We start from the raw sequence: 20592 nt of genomic DNA, 5'->3' as shown, positions 1-20592 counted from the left end.
ACGCCGATTGGGGGCATCCCTCCCGCAGAAGCTGAGGCAAACTACTGGCGGCAACTCGCCGTCAGCAACACCTCGACAGAGGTGTCAACTTAAACCAATCAGCCTCCTTGAAACCCGGGGCGGTTCAATCAACCAACGCCAGAGAGATGCAAGGAGCATATGCCTCACGATCGAGAGCTGCGTACCGGCACTGCAGAATCATTACCTGAAACGAACGGAACATTGCCCGTGAAATTGCATTTCATACGCGGCTCCCTTCGCCCTGAACAAAAGCACGCTGGCGATGCGCCAAGATCAGTGCAATGGCGCATGAAGCTATTCGCGTGCGGCGCGAGTCCGAGCGACTGGTGAGCACAATCGGCACGCGCGCGCCCATCACGATCCCCGCGCTATCGGCTTGGCCCATGTATTCCAGTTGCTTGGCCAGCATGTTGCCGCTTTCCAGGTCGGGAACGACCAGGATGTCGGCTTGCCCGGCCACGGCGGACTTGATGCCCTTGACGCGCGCGGCATCGGGAGAGACGGCGTTATCAAAGGCCAGTGGCCCGTCGAGCACACCTCCGGTGATCTGGCCACGATCAGCCATCTTGCACAGTGCCGCAGCATCCAGGGTTGAAAGCATGCGCGGGTTGACGGTTTCGACCGCCGCCAGGATCGCCACCTTGGGCTCGGCAATGCCGATGGCGCGCGCCAAGTCGATGGCGTTGCGCACGATGTCGGCCTTGATTTCGAGCGTCGGAGCGATATTGATGGCGGCGTCGGTGATGATGAAGGGCCGTGGGTAGCTGGCCGTCTGCATGATGTAGCAGTGCGTCAATCGGCGCTCGGTGCGCAGGCAGGCTTCGGGCGCCAGGATGGCACCCAGGTACTCATCGCTGTGCAAGCTGCCTTTCATCAGCGCCTGCACCTCGCCCTTGCCAGCCAGCCGGGCGGCGGTGGCCGCTGCGGCGTGGCTGTGCGGCACATCGACGACCTCGCTGTCTCCCAGTTCCAACCCCGTGTCGGCCGCAACGGCACGCAACTTGGCGAGCGGCGCCACCAATACTGGCGAGATGACGCCGGCATCGCGCGCGTCCAAGGCACCCCCCAAGCTGAGCGCGTCGCAAGGGTGCACCACCGCGGTGCGAACCGGGGCCATGGTTTTGACATGGGCGATAAGACGCTCGACACCACTTGGAGGATCGGCGCGAACGCCCTCAGGGGCTTGTTCATTCATGTGATTTCTTTGCCTTGCTTGCGCCAGTTGAACGCCAGCCTGACGTACCGATGTTGTCGCTGGCCTTCACTGGCGCCCGTGCGGCTGAAGATGGCGGGCCACCATCTCGGCTCGACTGGCGCACCAGCATTACCGGAACTGGCGCGATGCGCGCTACTTGCTCCGCATCGCTGCCCAGCAGCAGCCGGTTCATGCCGCGACGTCCGTGGGTGCCCAGGATGACCAGGTCGCAATCGTTGATCTCGGTCTGATGCGCGATCTGTTCCGACACGCGTTCGGTGCCGCTTTCAAGCAGCACCGTCTCTGTGGCAATTCCTTCCCGGCGGAGCCGACTCGCAGCCTCATCCAGCAACGTCTGGCCGGCTTTGAGGAAGCGTGGGCGGACATCCTTGATGTAGACCTCGGGACGTTCGAAATCCGTGCTGTGGCGGGTTGGTTCGACGATATGCAGCAAGATCACGGTGGCGCCGCTCAGGCGTGCCAGTTCTGCCGCATGATCGAGCGCCAGGAAGGATGTGGGACTGCCGTCCAGCGGCACCAGAAATCGGGAATACATGGAACTCCTCCGGGAGGCGCTGACTGCCGCGCGGGAAACCGCCCGCAAGGGCTGCGGGCTCTCCCGACTCATGACATGTGCTGGCCACCGTTCATCGCCACGTTGCTGCCCGTCATGAAAGCAGCAGCGTCACTGGCGATGAAGGCCACCAGCGCCGCGATCTCATCCGGCTGGCCGAGGCGACCCACCGGAATCGCTTCGATGACCTTCTGGCGCACGTCCTCGCGCACCGCCATCACCATTTCGGTGGCCAGATAGCCCGGCGAGACGGTGTTGACCGTCACGCCCTTGCGTGCCACCTCCTGCGCCAGCGCCTTGGTGAAGCCATGCACGCCAGCCTTGGCCGCCGAGTAATTGGTCTGGCCGAACTGACCCTTGCTGCCGTTGATGGACGAGACGTTGACGATGCGCCCCCAGCCACGCTCCACCATCGGATCGATGAATGGCTTGGTGACATTGAACATGGAGTCCAGGTTGGTGCGCAGCACGGCGTCCCAGCCGGCCTTGTCCATCTTGCGCAGGGTCGCGTCGCGGGTGATGCCGGCGTTGTTCACCAGGATGTCAACGTGGTGGCCGTCCGCCTGAATCTGACGCGCCAAGGCCTGGGTCGATTCCCAGTCGCCGACATCGACGCCGTAGGCCGTGAACCGGTAGCCTTTGGTGTCCTGCGCGTCAAGCCAGGCGGCGACCTTCTCGTTGCCGGGCGTGTGCGTGATGATGACGCGGTGGCCCGCGTCGTCCAGCGCGCGGGCAATGGCCGCGCCAAGGCCGCGATTGCCGCCAGTGACCAGGGCGGTTCGTCCCGAACTGCTCATATGCGCCTCCTCACTTTTTGGCCTTGCCCTGAGGCGCGGCGCCTGGCGCAGTCCAGGGCTGTGTCCATTGCTGACAAAACTGCGCGAAAGTGGCTGTGCCGCCGCTGGCGCCGAATACCTCGGAGACGGATGCCTGCCAGGTAGTCAGCGCTTCACGCAGGCCATCGGCGAATGCCGCCTGGCTCTTGGCAGCAGCCTGGCCGACCGCCTGTGTGTCGCCCATACGGCCTTGGCACAGGCGCCAGAACACCTCGGACGGCAAGGTGGCAAGCGCCTGCCAGTCCGCTGCCTGTTGGAGGTTCTGGATGCGCGAGGTGGTCTCCAGCACGCCACCGGCACTGAGCTGCTGCATGGCTTCGAGCCAGTGGTGACCGCTTTCTTGAAGCAAGCGGGTGATCTGAAGCTGCAACTCGGCATTGGCTTTGTAGAGTTGGATGGGCAGTTCGTTGTTCATGTCAATGCTCCACGGTCATGATGTGCCCCTCCGGGGCGGGTGTAGGCCATGCCTGCGCAACGGCCCGACGAAAGTTGAGGGTGTATTCGTGGCGGTGTTTTGTCCTGTCATCGCATGGCCACATAGGTTCCCGGCGCATCGCCAAGCGGTGCTTGCGTCCCGCCCATGGCAGGCGGCGCGACGCGCCCGGCAGAGCGCTGTGCCAGCCATTGCTGCCATGCCGGCCACCAGGAGCCTTCGTTCAGCGGGGTCTCGGCACGCCACAGTTGCGGATCGATATAGCGATCGCCGGCCGCACGGGTCGCCATCTGGAAGCTGCGCCGGGGGTGTCCCGGCTCGCTGACGACGCCGGCGTTGTGCCCGCCGCTGGTGAGAACAAAGGTCAGTTCCGCATCGCTGAGCAGGTGCATCTTGTACACGGACGGCCAGGGGGCGACGTGATCGCGCACCGTGCCGACGATGAACATGGGCACCTCGATGTCGGCCAGCGCCACGGGTCTCCCGCCGACGCGGTAGCGCCCCTCGGCCAGGTCGTTGTCCAGATACAGGCGCCGCAGGTACTCGCTGTGCATGCGGTACGGCATGCGGGTCACGTCGGCATTCCAGGCCATCAGGTCATTGAAGGTCTGACGCTCACCCAACAGGTATTCGCGCACCCGTCGCGACCAGATCAGGTCGCGTGAGTTGAGCATCTGGAACGCGCCAGCCATCTGCTTGCCGTCGAGATAGCCCTTGTCCCACATGCCGGCTTCCAGCCATGCCAATTGACTGTCGTCGATGAAAAGCGCGATCTCGCCCGACTCGCGGAAATCAGTCTCCGATGCCAGCAGCGTCAGGCTTTGCAGACGCTCGTCGCCATCGCGCGCCATCGCGGCGGCGGCGATCGCGAGCAAGGTGCCGCCCAGGCAATAGCCGACCGCCTGCACCTTGCGTTCGGGCACGATGGCCGTGACCGCATCCAATGCGTCCATGACCCCCAGCCAGCGGTAGTCCTCCAGGCCGAGGTCACGATCGGCCGCCGTCGGGTTCTTCCATGAAAGGATGAACACCGTGTGCCCCTGATCGACCAGGTACTTCACCATCGAGTTGTGCGGCGACAGGTCGAGGATGTAGTACTTCATGATCCAGGACGGCACGATCAGTACCGGCTCCGCATGCACATCCGGCGTCGTGGGTGAGTACTGGATCAACTCGATCAGGTGGTTTCGAAACACCACCTTGCCTGGGGTGACCGCCACGTCCTTGCCGACCTCGAACCCTTCGACCCCTGCAGGCGCATCGTCGAGCGCGACGCGCCTTGCATCTTCCAGAAAGTTCATGGTGCCGCGCCACAGATTGGCGCCGCCGCTGGCCCGGATCGCATCCAGCACCTCGGGGTTGGTCCAGATGAAATTCGAAGGCGACCACATGTCCAGCCACTGCCGCCCGGCGAAAGTGACCATGTTCTCGTGATGGCGCGACACGCCACGCACGCCTGTGGTGGCGTTGTGCCACCACTGCTGTTGCAGCAAAAAGCCTTGGTGAATCACGTTGAAGGGCCACTGCTGCCAAGCCGGGGCGGCAAAGCGCCGATCCTGCTCCAGCGGTTCGATGCAGGTCGGGCAGTCGTGCGCACTGGCAACGCGCAAGGCATATCGTGCAAGGCGCTGCTGCTTGTGCAAACCCTTTTCGATCAAGCTGCGTTGCTTGCCTGGGGAAAGGCTCAGGTGCAAGGCCCAGTCGTACCAGGCCAGCAGGCCGGCCGCCGGTGACAGCCCACCCGTGCTGCGCGCCCGCCAAGCGTTCGCAAGCGTATCCAGGGTGTCAGGGCGACAGGCTTCGGGCTGCGCCAGATCGGCCTTGCCGTGTGTTGCGACGTTGCTCATCTCCAACCCTTAATTTAGCAAGTAACATATTACTATCTTATAGCTTATAGGAAAAGTTGCAAGCCTTCCGCAGGGGCACCAAATTTTTCAGCCACCCAAAGCGCAATCACTACCGCTGCTGATGCTGCAGTCCGACGATCAAGCACCTTTCGATCTGCCTGGAAGGCGATACAGCTTCTTGAGTTGCATCAAGTTGACCGATCCGCTCTCCCCAGGAAAGGGCCCACAGTCCTGCCTCACCCGACAAGTTTCCGATCTTGCATCATGGTCATTTTGCGTGTTACGATAGTAATAGATCACTAACTACATGGAGTCCGAATCGTGAGTCAACGCCCCCAATACCTGTCCGCCGAAGATCGGCGTGCGGCCACAGTGCAAGCCGTGGTTGATCTGGCAGCCGAGCAGAACCCGGCCGAGATCACGACCACGGCGATTGCCGACCGAATGGGCCTGACACAGGGCGCGCTGTTTCGCCACTTCCCCACCAAGGACGCGATCCTGGAGGCAACGATGACCTGGGTCGGCGAACGCCTGCTCAGCCGCATCGACAAGGCAGCCGAAGGCGCAACCTCTCCCGCTGTCGCACTCGAAGCCATGTTCATGGCACACATCGACTTCGTGGCGAAGCACCCGGGCGTGCCACGCATGTTGTTCGGGGAGTTGCAGCGCTCTGGCGAAACGCTCGCCAAGCGCATGGTGCAAACCCTGATCCGCCAGTACGAGCAGCGCCTGCGCCGCCTGATGGAAGCGGGCAAGGCGCAAGGCGAGCTGAGCGCGGAGCTGGACGTGGACGCCGCCGCCGTGCTGTTCATCGGCACGATCCAGGGACTGGTCATGCAGTCACTGCTCGCCGGCAAGGTCAGCCGGATTCGTCGCGATGCGCCCGCCGTGTTCGCCATCTACCGCCGTGGCATCGAAGGCGGCACATGAAGCACCCGTCCAGTCCGCAAGCGGCACGACGATCCAGCAAACCCTCCAAGGAACCGGGAGCCATGAACATGACTGCACACAGCGGGCGCGGGATCTGGATGCGTGTGATCGCCCTGATTGCCGTCGCATTTGGTCTGCTGACCATCAGGGAGGGCGGTGCCGTCCTGTTTCATGACGGCGCGGCGCGTGCCGCAGCCGGAAGCTACGTGCCGTTCGTGCTCTGGTTCAACTTCCTGGCCGGGTTCGCCTATGCCATCGCTGGTGTCGGGCTGTGGATGCGCCGGCGCTGGGCTGCATGGATGGCGATGGCCATCGCGGTGGCCACGGCGCTCGTGTTTCTGGCCTTCGGAGTGCATGTGGCGCTGGGCGGGGCCTGGGAGCGGCGCACGCTCATTGCCATGACGCTGCGCACGCTGGTGTGGGTTGGCATCGCGGCCATCGCCTGGCGTCGATCAACAGCGCATGCACCGACCACGCGCGAGCAGTGAGCATCTCTTTCTAGCGGAAACCCATCAATGACAACTCCGAACCTCCCTACAAGAAAAGCCCGTTGGGCCGTGATCATTGTTGCCCTGCTCGCCCTTGGCGGTGCACTGGCGTTCTGGTTCACGCGCGGCCATGACAACCAGGATGCATTGCGCCTCTACGGCAACGTCGACATCCGCGAGGTTCAACTGGCTTTCCGCCAGCCCGGGCGCGTCACGCAAATGGCTTTTGACGAGGGTGATGCCGTCACCGCCGGGGCGCGCCTGGCCACGCTCGACGCGCAGCCGTATCGGGACGCTCTTGCAGCGGCGCAGGCCCAGGTGCAGGTGGCGCAGGCGGAGCTGGGCAAGCTGCGCCGCGGCCTGCGGCCGCAGGAAATCACCCAGGCACGCGAGGCGCTCAGACAAGCGCAGGCGCAGGCGCTTGACGCCGAGCGCAACTTCCAGCGCCAGAGCAGCCTGTTGGCGTCGGGTGCCAGCAGCCAGCGCACGGTCGATGCCGCACGCGCCGCCAGGGATCAGGCGGCCGCGGGTGTCGAATCCGCCAAGGCCGCCCTGTCGCAAGCATCCGAGGGCTTTCGCAAGGAAGACATTGAGGCAGCGCAGGCTCGCCTTGCAGCCGCGCAGGCAGCCGCGGCGCAGGCCACCACTTCCCTGGCGGACACCGAACTGACGGCACCCAGCAACGGCACCATCATCGCGCGGGTGCGCGAGCCCGGCAGCATGGTGGCCAGCCAGAGCACGGTCTACAGCCTGAGTCTGGACAGGCCCGTGTACGTGCGCGCCTACGTGGGCGAACGGGATCTGGGCCGCATCGCACCGGGCACCGTGGTGCACGTCAAGAGCGATTCCGGGGAAAAGGTCTATCGCGGCCAAGTCGGCTTCATCTCGCCGCGCGCCGAGTTCACGCCAAAGACGGTGGAGACGACGGACTTGCGCACGGATCTGGTGTACCGCCTGCGCATCGTCATTGACGAGGCCGACAGCGACGCCGCCTTGCGTCAGGGCATGCCGGTGACGATCGCGGTCGATGCCAAGCCGGCCTCCAGCACGCGCGTAGGGGAGCGTTGAGATGCAGGCCAACGCCGCCATGGCCGCCACGCCGACAAGCGCTGTCGCCGCTGCCGCCGTCGTCATCGAAGGCGTGGACAAGCATTTCGGCAAGGTGCGGGCCCTGCGCAGCTTGAGCGCGCACATCCACTACGGGCGGTTGACCGGTCTGGTCGGCCCGGACGGCGCCGGCAAGACGACGCTGATGCGCATTCTGACCGGCCTGCTGGTGCCCAACGCCGGTCGCGTCACCCTGGCTGGCTTTGACGTGGTCAAGGACAACGACGCCATCCATGTCGCCAGCGGTTATATGCCGCAGCGCTTCGGCCTGTACGAAGACCTGTCGGTGATGGAGAACATGCGCCTGTACGCGCAGCTGCGCGGCATGGACGCGGATCGCAATGCCGATCTGTTTGCCGAGTTACTCGATTTCACGCGGCTGGGGCCTTTTACGAAACGCTTGGCCGGCAAGCTCTCCGGCGGCATGAAGCAAAAGCTGGGGCTGGCCTGTGCGCTGATGGCGCGGCCCAAGGTGCTGCTGCTGGACGAGCCCGGCGTCGGCGTCGATCCGGTCAGCCGCCAGGATTTGTGGCGCATGGTGCAGGCGCTGACCGATGAGGGCATGGCCGTGGTCTGGTCCACCGCCTACCTCGACGAGGCCGAGCGCTGCGAGAGCGTGTTGCTGCTGAACCAGGGGCAACTCTTGTTCGATGGCCCGCCGCAGCAACTCACCGCACAGCTCGAAGGCCGCAGCTTTCGCCTGGAAAACGTCGGTGCCGAGCGCCGGGCAGTTCTGACCGAGGCACTCGATCTGGAGAGCGTGAGCGACGGAGTGATCCAGGGCGCCGGCGTGCGTGTGGTACTGCGGGACGGTGCGCAGGCAAGCCAAATCCAGTCGCTGGCTGATCGTGCGCGCGTAGCGCTAGCCCCGGTGCCCGCACGCTTTGAAGACGCTTTCATCGATTTGCTTGGCGGCGGCCCTGGTGGGACTTCGACACTGGCCGAGCGCCTGTCACCGGTCGAACTGGGTTCCGACATTGCCGTGTCCTGCCGCAACCTCACGAAACGCTTCGGCGAATTCACCGCCACAGACCAGGTCAGTTTCGAGGTGCGCAAAGGCGAAATCTTCGGTCTGCTCGGCCCCAATGGTGCCGGCAAGTCCACCACCTTCAAGATGCTGTGCGGCCTGTTGAAACCCACTGCTGGTGAAGCGCATGTGGTGGGCCATGATCTGCGCCGCGCCACCGGCGCAGCCAAGAGCCGGCTGGGCTACATGGCGCAGAAGTTCTCGCTCTACGGCCTGCTGTCGGTGCAGCAGAACCTGGAATTCTCCGCCGGCGTCTACGGGCTGGAAGGCAACACCCGGCGCGAGCGCATAGCGGAAATGGTCGAGGCCTTCGACCTGTCGGACTGGCTGTCCGCCACACCCGATTCCCTGCCGCTAGGCCACAAGCAACGCCTGGCCCTGGCCTGCTCACTCATGCATCGGCCACCCGTGCTGTTCCTCGATGAGCCTACTTCGGGCGTGGACCCGATCACCCGGCGCGAGTTCTGGACCCACATCAACGGCCTGGCGCGCAAGGGCGTGACCATCATGGTCACCACCCACTTCATGGACGAGGCCGAATACTGCGATCGCGTCGCCATGCTCTCGCGCGCACGCCTGATCGCGTTGGACACGCCCGATGCGCTCAAGCGCGCCGCAGCCAATGTCGAACACCCCGACCCGACCATGGAGGACGCCTTCATTCACCTGGTGGAATCTGCCGACCGCGAGATGGAGGCCGCCGCATGAACGCTGTAGCACAACGCAAGGAAGGGGCTGCTTTGGAGCTGGGCGATTTGCGCCGGTTTGACCTGCGGCGACTGATGGCCCTGGTGACCAAGGAAAGTTATCAGGCGCTGCGCGACCCCTCGACGCTCTTGATCGCCTTCGTGCTGCCGGTGGTGTTGCTGCTGCTGTTCGCCTATGCGGTGTCGCTGGATGCCAAGGAGGTTCGCGTCGGCGTGGTGCTGGAGTCTCCCGGTGCATCGGCGCAGTCGCTGGCCGCCGCCTTTTCGGGAACCCGCTTCCTGAAGACGCAATTCGCCCATGACCGGCGCGAAGTGGCCGACCAGCTCGTCTCCGGCGCACTGCGCGGCTACGTCGTCATTCCGCAGGATTTCGAGCAGCGCCTGGCCCAGCGCGGAGCAGAGCCGCTGGTGCAAATCATCACCGATGGCTCCTATCCCAACACCGCCAACTACGTCGAGAACTACGCCCGCGGCGTGGTGCAGACCTGGCGTGCCGGGCTGGATGTCGCGGCACCCGCGCAGTCCGTCGTGCTGGAGCCACGCTACTGGTTCAACCCCGAGCTGGAAAGCCGTCGCGCGCTGATTCCCGGGGCCATTGCCATCGTCATGACCATCATCGGCACCATGCTGACCGCGCTGGTGGTGGCGCGCGAATGGGAGCGCGGCACCATGGAGGCGGTGCTGTCCACGCCCGCGTCGGTGGCCGAAATCCTGATCGGCAAGCTGCTGCCGTACTTCGTGCTCGGCATGCTGTCCACGCTGGGCGCGGCGGCCTTAGCCGTGTTCGTGTTCGGCGTGCCGATGCGCGGCTCTCTGGCGGCGCTGCTGCTCTTGTCGGCGGTGTTCATGGTGCCGGCGCTGGGCCAGGGCCTCTTGATTTCGTCGCTGGCGCGCAACCAGTTCCTGGCGGCGCAGATCGCCCTGTTCACGGGCTTTCTGCCGGCCTTCATGCTCTCGGGCTTTCTGTACGAGATCGATGCGATGCCGGCGCCGATCCGCGCCATCACTCGGGCGGTTCCGGCGCGCTACTTCGTCGATTCGCTCAAGACCGTATTTCTCGCCGGCGACATCTGGGCCGTGTTCCTGCCCAACCTGGCGGCCATGGCGGCGATCGGGGCGTTGTTCTTCGCCATCGCCAAGCGCGCCACGCGCAAGAACCTGGAGTGACGCGATGTTGACCTCCGCCTTCTCGTTCACCCGCCTGCGCGCCCAGTTCATCAAGGAAGTGCTCAGCGTGCTGCGCGACCCGCGCAGCCGCATGGTGGTGTTCGTGCCGCCCATCCTGCAACTGCTGGTATTCGCCTTTGCCGCCACGCTTGAGGTGCGCAACGTCGACATCGCCGTCTACAACCAGGACGCCGGACGTTGGTCGCACGAACTGGTGCAGCGCCTGGACAGCGCCCGCTTCATCACCCACGTCCGGCATGTGGACAGCCAGCGGCAGTTGCACGAGATGATCGACCGCGGCGAGGTGATCGCCGCGCTCGCCATTCCCGTGGATTTCTCGCGCACCATCGCCGCCGGCGACAGCGGCCGCGCCCAGGTTCTGGTCGATGGCCGGCGCAGCAACTCGGGCCAGATCACCGTAGCCTACCTGTCCACTATCGCCGCCGACGTTGGCGCCGAGGTCGTGCCCGACGCGCAGGCGCCAACGCCGGTGGTGGTGCGCCACTGGTTCAACCCCAACCTGGTCTACCGCTGGTTCATCGTGCCTGGGCTCACGGGCATCCTGGCGCTGTTCAGCGCGCTGCTCATCACCTCGCTGTCGATTGCACGCGAACGTGAACTCGGCACGTTTGATCAGCTGCTGGTGTCGCCCACCTCGACGCCCGAGATCATCATCTCCAAGTCGCTGCCGGCGCTCGCCATCGGCACGCTCTTGGGCCTGTTCATGATCAGCGCCGGCGTGTTCCTGTTCGGCATTCCGTTTACCGGCTCGTTCGCGCTGCTGCTCGCCAGCCTGGTGCTGTTCATCCTGTCGGTGGTCGGCATCGGCCTGATGATTTCTGCCGTGAGCATGACCCAGCAGCAGGCCATCCTGGGGGCGTTCGCCATTGGCGTGCCGGCGGTGCTGATGTCGGGCTTTGCGACGCCGGTGGAAAACATGCCGCTCGTCCTGCAGTGGCTGGCCCAGGCCATTCCGCTGACCCACTTCCTCATCATCGTCGAAGGCAGCTTCCTCAAGGCCATGCCGCCCGGCGACATTCTCGCCAGCCTCTGGCCGCTGGCGCTCATTGCGCTGGCCACGCTGACGATGGCCACCGTATTCGTCCGAGGACGCCTGCAATGAAAACCAAAACCCGCCACCTCTCCTCGCGCACGCCAGCCGCACCGCCGGCGTCCAGGCGCTTGCGCCCGCTCGGGCTGGCCCTGTCCTGCGTGCTGCTGACCGCCTGTGCGGCCGTGGGCCCCGACTACCGCGAGCCGCCTCCTGTGGACATCGGCAGCGGTTGGACCTTGCCTCTGGCGAGCGAATCGCAGTCCGCGGACCTGGCCCGCTGGTGGTTCGCGTTGGACGACCCCATCCTTGACCGCCTGATGGGCACGGCACTGGCACAGAACCTGGATCTGCGCCAAGCCGCGGCACGCATCGACGAGGCGCGCGCCCTGCGCGACCGCGTGGCTGGCGACCAGATGCCCACCGTGAGCGCGGGCACCAGCGTGAACCGACGCGGGCAAAGCAAGAACGGCCCCTTGCCCGTGGGCTCGATTCCCGGCATGGACGCCACCCAGACCATCTACGATGCGGGCTTCGATGCGGCCTGGGAGGCCGATCTATTCGGCGCCAAGCGCCGCGCCCTGGAAGGCGCCAGCGCCCGCCTGCAAGCCACCGAAGTCGAAGCACAGGGTGTGCGCATGCGCATCGTGGCCGAGGTCGCACGCACCTGGTTCACCGCCGTTGGTGCTGGATACGAACTGCATGCACAACAAGCCACGCTGGATACGCTGCAGCAGACCTTGGAGCTGGTGCGCCTGCGGCATGCATTGGGCGACGCATCCGCCGCCGATGTGGAGGCGGCTTATGCGCAGTGGACTGCCGTCAACGCACTGCTGCCGGACATCCAGGCCCGCCAGCGCGCCGCGGTGCTGGGCCTGGGCGTGCTCTTGGGCGCTCCACCGGAGCGTGAACTGGCATTGCTCGACGGCCCCTTGGCACCGTGCACGCTGCGGGCCCTGCCGGTGGGCGAACGTGCTGATCTTCTGCGCCGCCGCCCTGACGTGCTGGCCGCGGAACGGCGTCTGGCGGCGAGTTCTGCCGACATCGGCGTGGCCACGGCCGAGCTGTTCCCCAAGCTCTCCATCGGTGTCGGCGGCGGGTTTCAGGCGCTCAGCACGGGCAACTGGTTCGATGCATCCAGTTCACGGTTTTCCATCCTGCCGCTGATTTCCTGGCGTCTGTTCGATGGTGGCCGCGTGCGTGCCGAGATTCGGGCACGCGAGGCCGCCGAGCAGCAGGCGGCGCTGGCCTATGAGCAGGCGGTGTTGGCGGCGCTGGGTGACGCCGAGCGTGCGCTGGGCGACTACCACGGCGGGCTGGACACGTTGGAGCGCCGTGCCATGGCCCTGGATGCGGCACGAACCAGCTACGGCTACGCCAAGGCTCGCTACGCCGCGGGCGATGTTGCACTGGTGGAGCTGCTGGCCGCCCAGCGCAGCCTGCACGAAGCCGAGACTGCGGCCGCACGTGCGCATACCAGCGCCGCCGTGCAATTGGTGGCGCTGTACAAGGCGCTCGGGGGCGGCTGGGAGGTATCCAACATGACGCCAAGCGCCGCCCATTCGCCTACAGGCGCCGCCGCACCCACGCCTCGTGCAAGTCGCTCCGGCATGCCTGCAAGCGCCGCCGCGACGGAACACCTCACAAGCCAAAGCGCGGAACGCGAAACCCTTACTCACTTGATCATCAACAGGCCAACCGAAGGAGCCAAGCCATGACCACCACCGCCTTTTTCATTCCGCCCGTGAACCTGATGGGCGCGGGCTGTCTTCGTGATGCAGCCAAGGCCATCCAGTCCTATGGCTTCAGGAAAGCACTGATCGTGACCGACCTTCCCTTGGTTCGTCTCGGACTGGTCGGCAACGTGCGCGACCTTCTTGCCAGCCACGGCGTGGATACCCTGGTTTTTCATGGAGTGCAGCCCAATCCGACGACCAAGAACGTGGCCGATGGGCTGAAGCAACTGCGCGACAACGATTGTGATTTCGTCATCTCGCTCGGCGGCGGTTCGCCGCACGACTGCGCCAAGGGAATCGCATTGGTCGCTGCCAATGGCGGAACGATCAAGGACTACGAGGGACTTGACCAGTCGGCCAAGCCGCAGCTGCCCTTGGTGGCGATCAACACCACGGCTGGAACGGCCAGCGAAATGACGCGCTTTTGCATCATCACCGACGAGGCGCGCCACGTGAAGATGGCGATCGTCGACAAGCACACGACGCCCATTCTCTCGGTCAACGACCCCGAGCTGATGCTGCTCAAACCCGCCAGCTTGACCGCCGCCACCGGCATGGATGCCCTTACGCACGCGGTGGAGGCCTATGTTTCAACCATTGCCACGCCGATCACCGATGCCTGCGCACTCAAGGCCGTGGCATTGATAAGCCAATGGCTGCGCAAGGCGGTGGCTGACGGGCGAAACGTCGAAGCGCGCGAACAGATGGCCTATGCGCAGTTCCTCGCCGGCATGGCCTTCAACAATGCCTCGCTGGGCTACGTGCACGCCATGGCGCATCAACTGGGCGGCTTCTACGACCTGCCGCACGGTGTGTGCAACGCCGTCCTGCTGCCGCACGTGCAGGCCTACAACAAGCAGGTCGCTGCGGGACGCCTCGCCGACATCGCCCGCGCGATGGGGGAAAAGACCGATGGCCTGGGCGACGAGGCCGCCGCAGATCTGTGCCTATTGGCGATTCGCCAATTGTCCGCCGACATCGGCATTCCCCACGGGCTGTCACAGCTTGGCGTTCAGGCCAAGGACTTTCCCACCCTGGCCACCAATGCGCTCAAGGACGCGTGCGGACTGACCAATCCAATACAGGCGTCGCACGAGGAAATCAGTGCCATTTTCGCGGCGGCCATGTAGCCGTCGGCGTGATTTCCCGAACCCGTTCTATCCCACCATCAAGGAGTGCCTCCATGCAAACGAACGTAGGAAACCTCGATCGCATCGCGCGCGTCGTCATCGGCCTGATCCTGCTCAGCTTGCCGTTGTGGCTGGATTCGCCATGGCGGTGGCTGGGGCTCATCGGAATCATGCCGCTGATTACCGGCCTGGCGGGTCGCTGTCCGGGCTATCGCCTGCTCGGCGTGAACACCTGTCCAATGCAAAAGAAGAAGCCCGAGTGAGCATCCCATGAAACTGAAATTTCTGGGTGCTGCGCGCGAAGTCACCGGGTCGTGCTTCCTGGTGGAGGCGGCGGGCCTGCGCTTCCTGGTGGATTGCGGCATGGTTCAAGGGGGCTCTGCGGCGGCGGCGCGCAACCGCGAGCCATTTCCGTTCGACCCGGCAGCTATCGATTTCGTGCTCCTGACCCATGCCCACATCGACCACAGCGGGCTATTGCCCAAACTCACCCGCGCCGGGTTCAAAGGGGCCATCTACACCACTCCCGCCACGGTTGATCTGCTGGGCGTGATGCTGCCCGACAGTGCACACATCCAGGAGAGCGATGCAAAACGCAGTGCCAAGCGGTTCCGCGGAAAGGACCCGCTGCCGCCGCTGTACACGCTGCAGGATGCGCGCGAATGCCTGCAGCAGGTACGAGGCATCGAATACGACCGGGAGTTCGCGCCCCGGGTCGGGGTGCGCGCGCGCTTTCGCGATGCCGGGCACATCCTCGGTTCGGCCATCATCGAAGTCTGGGTCACCGAGTACGGCTACCCGACAAAACTGGTATTCAGCGGCGACCTTGGCCAGCCGGGACGCCCGATATTGCGCGACCCGACACCCATCGAGGACGCCGACATCCTCGTCATCGAGTCCACCTATGGCAACCGCCAGCACAAGGACTTTTCGGCAACCGAAGAGGAGATGATCGGCATCGTCGAGAAAACCCTGTTCGAACGCGGTGGCAACGTCATCGTGCCGGCCTTCGCGGTCGGTCGAACCCAGGAAGTCCTGTACCACCTGCACCGTCTCACCAGCGAGGGGCGGCTGCGGCAACCGAGGGTATTCGTTGATTCGCCGATGGCCACGGAAGCCACGCGCATCACGCGCGAGCACCTTGAGCTGTTCGACGAGCAGGCCAAGCGCTTGGCCGGGTGGCACGCGCGCGGCGAAAACCTGCCGTATCTGCATTTCACGGAAAGCGCCGACGAATCCATGGCGCTGAACCAGATTCGTTCGGGCGCGATCATCATTTCCGCCAGCGGCATGTGCGACGCGGGACGCATCCGGCACCACCTGCGCCACAATTTGCCGCGCAAGGAATGCAGCGTCCTGTTCTCCGGCTTTCAGGCGCAGGGAACACTGGGCCGCCAACTGGTCGATGGCGCGGCGCGCGTGCGCATCTTCGGCGACGACATTCCGGTGCGCGCGGCGATCCACAGTGTCGATGGGCTCTCGGCGCACGCCGACCAACCAGCCCTGATGGCCTGGGCCCGAGGCTTCAAGCAAGCCCCCGAGCAAACCTTTGTAGTGCATGGGGAGCCGTCCGCCGCGCAGGCTTTGGCGGAACTCCTGCAACAGCAGCTTGGCTGGCAGGTCTCGGTGCCCGAGCGCGGCCGGGTCGTTCCGTGGCCGGATTTTCTGGTGGTCGAGCGATGACACCGCCCGCTGATCCTGACGAGCGCCTGCGCGCCATCCTCGATTCACCCACATACCGCCTTGCGTATGAAGACATCGATTTGCTTGGCCAGGACGATCTGCGCCCGCTGCGTCTCCAACTCGAACTGCTCAAGCCCGAACGCATCTTGCGTGAGCAAGGCGTGCATTCGACCGTGGTGGTGTTTGGCAGTGCGCGCGTAAGCGATGCTGCCACTGCACGCGACCGGCTCGCTGTGCTGGAGCAGCGAGCGGGCACCATGCCAGGGAATTCGACGCTTGGGCGGGAACTAGTCTTGGCCCGTCGCCGCGTGGAACAGGCGCGCTATTACGAAGAAGCGCAGCGCTTTGCTCACCTGATTTCCAAGCGCTTCCAACAGCAGGAGCGGTGCGACTTCGTCGTCATCACCGGTGGCGGCCCCGGCATCATGGAAGCCGCCAATCGCGGTGCTTTCGTTGCCGGGGCTCGCTCGATCGGCCTCAACATCACGTTGCCGCACGAACAAGCGCCGAACCCCTACATGTGTCCGGAGCTGGCGTTCCGGTTCCACTATTTCGCGTTGCGCAAGATGCATTTCTTGCTGCATGCGAAAGGTCTGGTGGCCTTCCCCGGTGGCTATGGAACGCTCGACGAACTGTTCGAGGTGCTGACCCTGATCCAGACCGGCAAGATGCAACGGATTCCGGTGGTACTTGTCGGGCGCAGGTTCTGGCGCCGCGCAATCAATTTCGACTATTTGATCGACGAGGGCTACATCGACGCCGAGGACACCGACCTGTTCGAGCACGCTGACGATGCCGACGAAATCATTGCCGTCTTGGAGCGCTTTCACGCAAATTCCATGGTGAAAGGCATGTCGAAAAAACGCGAGACTGGAACCTGACTCCATGACAGACCAGTCCCCATCCATCAGTCCCGATTTGCAAGGCTTGAGCAGCACCGAAGCCGCGGGGCGCCTGGCGCAGGACGGCCCGAATCAGCTGCCCGGCGGCAAGCCCAAGTCCAACCTGGCCATCGTGCGCGAGGTGCTCACCGAGCCCATGTTCCTGATGCTGCTGGCCGCCGGCGGCATCTACCTGGCGCTGGGCGACAAGGGCGAGGCGCTGTTCCTGCTCGGCTTCGTCTTCGTGGTCATAGGCATCACCCTGGTGCAGGAGCGGCGCACGCAGCGCGCGCTGGAATCGCTGCGCGAACTGTCGGCCCCGCGCGCGCTGGTGCTGCGTGACGGCGTGGAGCGGCGCATCGCCGGCGCCGAGGTGGTCTGCGGCGACCTGCTGCTGCTGCACGAGGGCGACCGCATCGCCGCCGACGCACGCCTGCTGCGGGGCGAGCTGGAGGTGGACGAATCGCTGCTGACGGGCGAATCCGTGCCCGTGGCCAAGCTGGCGGGCGACGCCGCCAGGCCCACCGAAGACCCCGACCTGTTCGCCAGCACCGTGATCACGCGCGGCCGGGGCCTGGCCCGCGTGCTGGCCACGGCCGCGCGCACGGCCGTGGGCCGCATAGGCGCAGACCTGGCCAGGGCCGAGGCGCCGCCCTCGCCGCTGCAGCAGCGCTCGCGCCGGCTGGTGCGCGGCCTGGGGGTGCTGGCGCTCACGCTGGCCACGGCCCAGGTGCTGCTGGGCTGGTGGTGGAACGGCCGGCCGCTGCTGGACAGCCTGCTGGCCGGCATTGCCCTGGCGATGGCGCTGCTGCCCGAGGAGATACCCGTCATCCTCACCGTGTTCCTGGCGCTGGGCGCCTGGCGATTGACGCGGCTGCAGGTGCTGACAAGGCGCGTCACGGCCGTGGAGACCCTGGGCGCCATCACCGTGCTGGCGGTGGACAAGACCGGCACGCTGACCATGAACCGCATGGCCGTGGCCGAGCTGGCCACGCCCACCGGCCATTGGCAGGCACCGGGCGCGCAGGAGCTGCCCGAGGACTACCACCGGTTGGTGGAATTCGCCATGCTGGCCACCCCGGCCGACCCGTTCGACCCGATGGAGCAGGCCATACAGCGCTTCGGCCACGACTGGCTGCAGGGCACGGAGCATGTGCACGACGGGCGCGAGCCGGTGTTCGAGTACGCGCTGTCGGGCGAGATGCTGGCCATGACGCGCGTCTACGCCAGCGGCGCGCCCGATCAGCACCTGCTGGCGACGAAAGGCGCGCCCGAGGCCGTGGCCGATCTGTGCCACCTGGACGAAGCGCGCCTGGCCGCCGTGCGCGCCCAGGTGCAGGCCCTGGCCGAGCGCGGCCTGCGCGTGCTGGGCGTGGCGCGCGGGCGCTGGACTGGCCAGGGCGCCCAGGCGTGGCCGCCCAGCCAGCACGACTTCGACTTCGAATTCCTGGGCCTGCTGGCCCTGGCCGACCCACCGCGCCCCGAGGTGCCGGCGGCCATTGCCGAATGCCGCGCCGCCGGCGTGCGCGTGGTGATGATGACCGGCGACCACCCGGCCACGGCGCGCGCCATCGCGCGCCAGGTGGGCCTGTCGGAGCGGCCCGAGGTCATCACCGGCGACGAGATCCAGGGCCTGGACGACGCCACGCTGCGCGAACGCCTGCAGCATGTAGACCTGTGCGCGCGCCTCAAGCCCGAGCACAAGCTGCGCCTGGTGCAGCTGCTGCACGCGGGCGGCGCCGTGGTGGCCATGACCGGCGACGGCGTGAACGATGCCCCCGCGCTCAAGGCCGCGCATGTGGGCATCGCCATGGGCGAGCGCGGCACCGACGTGGCGCGCGAGGCGGCCGACCTGGTGCTGCTCAAGGACAGCTTTGCCCACATCGTCGCCGCCGTCGCGCAAGGCCGGCGCATCGACGACAACCTGCGCAAGGCCACGCGCTTCGTGTTCGCCGTACACCTGCCCATCGTCGCGCTGGCGCTGGCGCCCACATTGCTGCACTGGCCGGCGCTGCTGCTGCCGGTGCACATCGTGCTGATGGAGCTACTCATCGATCCGGCCTGCTCCATCGTCTTCGAGGCCGAGCCCGCCGCGGACGACCTGATGCGGCGCCCCCCCCGGCCGGTGGATGACTCGCCGTTTGCGCTGCGCGCCCTGGTGTTGCCCCTGCTGCAGAGCGCGGGCGTGGCCGCGCTGCTGCTGGGCGCGCAGGCCTGGCTGCTGGCCCAGGGCTGGAGCCAGGCCCAGGGCCGCACGGTGGTGTTCGGCGTGCTGCTGGCGTGCGTGCCGCTGCTGATCCTGGCGCAGCGCAACCCGGCGCGGCCGCTGTGGCGGCCCGGCGGCGGTGCCAATCCCTGGCTGCGCCCCATGGCGGCGGCCGTGGGCCTGCTGTTGGCGGCGCTGCTGGCCATTCCCGCCCTGGGCCGGCTGCTGGGGCTGGAGGGCGCGGGTCTGGCCGGGCTGGCGGCCATGGCCGTGCTGCTGGCGCTGTGCCTGGCGTGGCTGGAGCTGTTGAGGCTTGTCATGACACGACTCACGGCACGCACAGTGTCAGCAAGGTGAGGCTGGCATGGCTTACGCAAGCAAGGTGTCTTGTCTCGCTTTTTTGCTCCTGGCAAGTTCGGCCGTCACCGCCACCGCAGTCAGTCGTGCCGCTGAGCCCTTGCAGCCAAGCCAGGATGAAAGCTGTACACCGGAGCAAACCTTGCACTGGCGCGGTGGCACGCTGCGCCTGGAGAACGACTTGTTCACGGGCACCGACCGCAACTACACCAACGGTGTGGCGTTGAGCGTGGTTTCGCGCGATCAGCAAGGCGCGCTCCGCCCGGAGTGTCTGCCCCAACCGATTGCCTGGTACACCCGCTTCATCGGCTGGGTTGATCCTGAGTTCTGGCGCGACTCCGGCGCCCAGTCGGCAACGCAAAACATCGTCGTGCGCTTCGGTCAGTCCATGTACACGCCCGAGGACAAGACGCGCACCGATCTGATTTCCGACGATCGCCCGTACGCCGGCCTGCTGTACCTGGGCTTGGCATGGAATCGCCGCGTCCACCCACAGGCCGCCAGCTATGAAATGCTTGACGTGCGCGAACTGACCCTGGGCGTGATTGGCCCCTGGTCGTTGGCGGAGCAATCGCAGGATCTGGTGCATCGGGTGCGGGGCATCGAGCGTTTTCGCGGCTGGGACAACCAGTTGCGCAACGAACCCGCGTTCCAGATGGCGATGGAGCGCAAGTTCAAGTCGTACACAGAGGGTGCCGTCCGGCCGGGGTGGAGCGGCGACGTGATCGGCAGCTATGCCCTGCGGATCGGAAACATCGAAACCGCGGCCAGCACCGGTGTCGAGCTGCGTGCGGGCTGGAACATTCCCAATGATTTCGGCAGCTATCCGATTCGACCCGGTGCGGAGAACCGCCCGCCCTCGGGCGTTTCCGACCTGCGCAGGACGGAGCCGCAATCGGTGCGCGCGCCCAAACCCGGAGCGCATGCATTCCTGAACCTGGAGGCCAAAGCCGTTGCCAGGGATTTCTCGCTCGACGGAAATCTGTTTCGGCACAGCCATCACGTCAGTCGACGGCCCTGGGTCGCTCAGGCAGCCATTGGCATCAGCAGCCAATGGATTGTTGCCGGGCATGGCGTGCGGCTTGCCGTGATGCGCGTCTGGAGAACCCGCGAGTTCGACCAGCAGATCGGCCGCCACGCCTTCGGATCGATTGCGCTGAGCATGGAATTTTGAAAGCCCGAAGCCATGCGCCCGCCTGCGAAGCATTCACCAACA

Annotated in this window: 17 protein-coding genes and 1 pseudogene; 13 read left to right on the top strand and 5 right to left on the bottom strand. The window is 65.7% G+C overall.

What is annotated here, in order from left to right; translation table 11 throughout:
- Positions 1-241: 241 nt before the first annotated feature.
- The 5 genes and pseudogenes from ABD767_RS15000 to ABD767_RS14980 all read right to left on the bottom strand — a co-directional run.
- Positions 242-1276 (bottom strand): annotated as a pseudogene (locus tag ABD767_RS15000) (bifunctional enoyl-CoA hydratase/phosphate acetyltransferase); the annotation flags it as partial.
- The gene (locus tag ABD767_RS14995) at positions 1209-1772 is read right to left on the bottom strand and encodes a universal stress protein (RefSeq protein ID WP_344869879.1); all 564 of its coding nucleotides are present in this window, start codon (positions 1770-1772) and stop codon (positions 1209-1211) included. The gene ABD767_RS14995 and the pseudogene ABD767_RS15000, both read right to left, overlap by 68 nt.
- Positions 1773-1840: 68 nt before the next feature.
- A complete protein-coding gene (gene phbB, locus ABD767_RS14990) occupies positions 1841-2587 on the bottom strand; it encodes an acetoacetyl-CoA reductase (protein WP_013519660.1) in 747 nt (248 codons plus the stop codon).
- 10 nt (positions 2588-2597) lie between these two features.
- Positions 2598-3041 (bottom strand): phasin family protein, encoded by a 444-nt coding sequence (locus tag ABD767_RS14985; protein ID WP_103044779.1) that lies wholly within the window; start codon positions 3039-3041, stop codon positions 2598-2600.
- A 107-nt stretch (positions 3042-3148) separates the two neighbouring features.
- Positions 3149-4906 (bottom strand): alpha/beta fold hydrolase, encoded by a 1758-nt coding sequence (locus ABD767_RS14980; RefSeq protein WP_103044778.1) that lies wholly within the window; start codon positions 4904-4906, stop codon positions 3149-3151.
- A gap of 321 nt (positions 4907-5227) precedes the next feature.
- On the opposite strand from ABD767_RS14980, the gene ABD767_RS14975 reads away from it, so the two are divergent.
- From ABD767_RS14975 to ABD767_RS14915, 13 genes are all read left to right on the top strand, one after another.
- The gene (locus ABD767_RS14975; RefSeq protein ID WP_344869878.1) at positions 5228-5836 is read left to right on the top strand and encodes a TetR/AcrR family transcriptional regulator; all 609 of its coding nucleotides are present in this window, start codon (positions 5228-5230) and stop codon (positions 5834-5836) included.
- Positions 5837-5898: 62 nt separating this feature from the next.
- Positions 5899-6324, top strand: a complete 426-nt coding sequence (locus ABD767_RS14970; protein WP_425549929.1) for a hypothetical protein — start codon at positions 5899-5901, stop codon at positions 6322-6324.
- Between the two features lie 27 nt (positions 6325-6351).
- Positions 6352-7392 carry a secretion protein HlyD gene (gene hlyD / locus ABD767_RS14965; protein ID WP_344869877.1) on the top strand — a complete coding sequence of 347 codons (1041 nt, stop codon included), beginning with the start codon at positions 6352-6354 and terminating at the stop codon, positions 7390-7392.
- A 1-nt stretch (position 7393) separates the two neighbouring features.
- Positions 7394-9166 (top strand): ATP-binding cassette domain-containing protein, encoded by a 1773-nt coding sequence (locus ABD767_RS14960; protein ID WP_344869876.1) that lies wholly within the window; start codon positions 7394-7396, stop codon positions 9164-9166.
- Entirely contained in the window at positions 9163-10332 is a 1170-nt protein-coding gene (locus ABD767_RS14955; RefSeq protein ID WP_103044773.1) for an ABC transporter permease, read from the top strand. The genes ABD767_RS14960 and ABD767_RS14955 overlap by 4 nt, the downstream gene beginning before the upstream one ends.
- A gap of 4 nt (positions 10333-10336) precedes the next feature.
- Positions 10337-11455: an ABC transporter permease gene (locus tag ABD767_RS14950; RefSeq protein WP_103044772.1), complete on the top strand. Its 1119-nt coding sequence runs from the start codon at positions 10337-10339 to the stop codon at positions 11453-11455.
- Positions 11452-13101: an efflux transporter outer membrane subunit gene (locus ABD767_RS14945; RefSeq protein ID WP_103044771.1), complete on the top strand. Its 1650-nt coding sequence runs from the start codon at positions 11452-11454 to the stop codon at positions 13099-13101. The genes ABD767_RS14950 and ABD767_RS14945 overlap by 4 nt, the downstream gene beginning before the upstream one ends.
- On the top strand, positions 13098-14249 hold the full coding sequence (yiaY, locus tag ABD767_RS14940; RefSeq protein ID WP_013519670.1) for an L-threonine dehydrogenase: 1152 nt from the start codon (positions 13098-13100) through the stop codon (positions 14247-14249). The genes ABD767_RS14945 and yiaY overlap by 4 nt, the downstream gene beginning before the upstream one ends.
- Positions 14250-14302: 53 nt before the next feature.
- Complete coding sequence (locus ABD767_RS14935; protein ID WP_013519671.1) at positions 14303-14512, top strand: YgaP family membrane protein; 210 nt, start codon at positions 14303-14305, stop codon at positions 14510-14512.
- A 7-nt stretch (positions 14513-14519) separates the two neighbouring features.
- Positions 14520-15932: an MBL fold metallo-hydrolase RNA specificity domain-containing protein gene (locus ABD767_RS14930; RefSeq protein WP_066708194.1), complete on the top strand. Its 1413-nt coding sequence runs from the start codon at positions 14520-14522 to the stop codon at positions 15930-15932.
- Positions 15929-16813 carry an LOG family protein gene (locus tag ABD767_RS14925; protein WP_344869875.1) on the top strand — a complete coding sequence of 295 codons (885 nt, stop codon included), beginning with the start codon at positions 15929-15931 and terminating at the stop codon, positions 16811-16813. The genes ABD767_RS14930 and ABD767_RS14925 overlap by 4 nt, the downstream gene beginning before the upstream one ends.
- Before the next feature lie 4 nt (positions 16814-16817).
- Complete coding sequence (locus ABD767_RS14920) at positions 16818-19376, top strand: cation-translocating P-type ATPase (protein WP_344869874.1); 2559 nt, start codon at positions 16818-16820, stop codon at positions 19374-19376.
- A gap of 7 nt (positions 19377-19383) precedes the next feature.
- On the top strand, positions 19384-20550 hold the full coding sequence (locus ABD767_RS14915; RefSeq protein WP_344869873.1) for a lipid A deacylase LpxR family protein: 1167 nt from the start codon (positions 19384-19386) through the stop codon (positions 20548-20550).
- The last annotated feature ends 42 nt before the right edge of the window (positions 20551-20592 follow it).

Origin of the sequence: Comamonas faecalis, assembly GCF_039538025.1 — a bacterium.
Taxonomy (GTDB): domain Bacteria; phylum Pseudomonadota; class Gammaproteobacteria; order Burkholderiales; family Burkholderiaceae_C; genus Comamonas_C; species Comamonas_C faecalis.
The sequence above is the reverse complement of the archived record's forward strand: the minus strand, read 5'-3'. Positions and strand labels throughout refer to the sequence as shown.

Bases quoted from the DNA above. Each gene is read 5' to 3' on its own strand.
- hlyD (WP_344869877.1), top strand. From the start codon at position 6,352: ATGACAACTCCGAACCTCCCTACAAGAAAAGCCCGTTGGGCCGTGATC.
- ABD767_RS14930 (WP_066708194.1), top strand. From the start codon at position 14,520: ATGAAACTGAAATTTCTGGGTGCTGCGCGCGAAGTCACCGGGTCGTGC.
- yiaY (WP_013519670.1), top strand. From the start codon at position 13,098: ATGACCACCACCGCCTTTTTCATTCCGCCCGTGAACCTGATGGGCGCG.
- ABD767_RS14950 (WP_103044772.1), top strand. From the start codon at position 10,337: ATGTTGACCTCCGCCTTCTCGTTCACCCGCCTGCGCGCCCAGTTCATC.
- ABD767_RS14980 (WP_103044778.1), bottom strand. From the start codon at position 4,906: ATGAGCAACGTCGCAACACACGGCAAGGCCGATCTGGCGCAGCCCGAA.
- ABD767_RS14925 (WP_344869875.1), top strand. From the start codon at position 15,929: ATGACACCGCCCGCTGATCCTGACGAGCGCCTGCGCGCCATCCTCGAT.
- phbB (WP_013519660.1), bottom strand. From the start codon at position 2,587: ATGAGCAGTTCGGGACGAACCGCCCTGGTCACTGGCGGCAATCGCGGC.
- ABD767_RS14970 (WP_425549929.1), top strand. From the start codon at position 5,899: ATGAACATGACTGCACACAGCGGGCGCGGGATCTGGATGCGTGTGATC.
- ABD767_RS14960 (WP_344869876.1), top strand. From the start codon at position 7,394: ATGCAGGCCAACGCCGCCATGGCCGCCACGCCGACAAGCGCTGTCGCC.
- ABD767_RS14995 (WP_344869879.1), bottom strand. From the start codon at position 1,772: ATGTATTCCCGATTTCTGGTGCCGCTGGACGGCAGTCCCACATCCTTC.
- ABD767_RS14985 (WP_103044779.1), bottom strand. From the start codon at position 3,041: ATGAACAACGAACTGCCCATCCAACTCTACAAAGCCAATGCCGAGTTG.
- ABD767_RS14945 (WP_103044771.1), top strand. From the start codon at position 11,452: ATGAAAACCAAAACCCGCCACCTCTCCTCGCGCACGCCAGCCGCACCG.
- ABD767_RS14920 (WP_344869874.1), top strand. From the start codon at position 16,818: ATGACAGACCAGTCCCCATCCATCAGTCCCGATTTGCAAGGCTTGAGC.
- ABD767_RS14915 (WP_344869873.1), top strand. From the start codon at position 19,384: ATGGCTTACGCAAGCAAGGTGTCTTGTCTCGCTTTTTTGCTCCTGGCA.
- ABD767_RS14935 (WP_013519671.1), top strand. From the start codon at position 14,303: ATGCAAACGAACGTAGGAAACCTCGATCGCATCGCGCGCGTCGTCATC.
- ABD767_RS14955 (WP_103044773.1), top strand. From the start codon at position 9,163: ATGAACGCTGTAGCACAACGCAAGGAAGGGGCTGCTTTGGAGCTGGGC.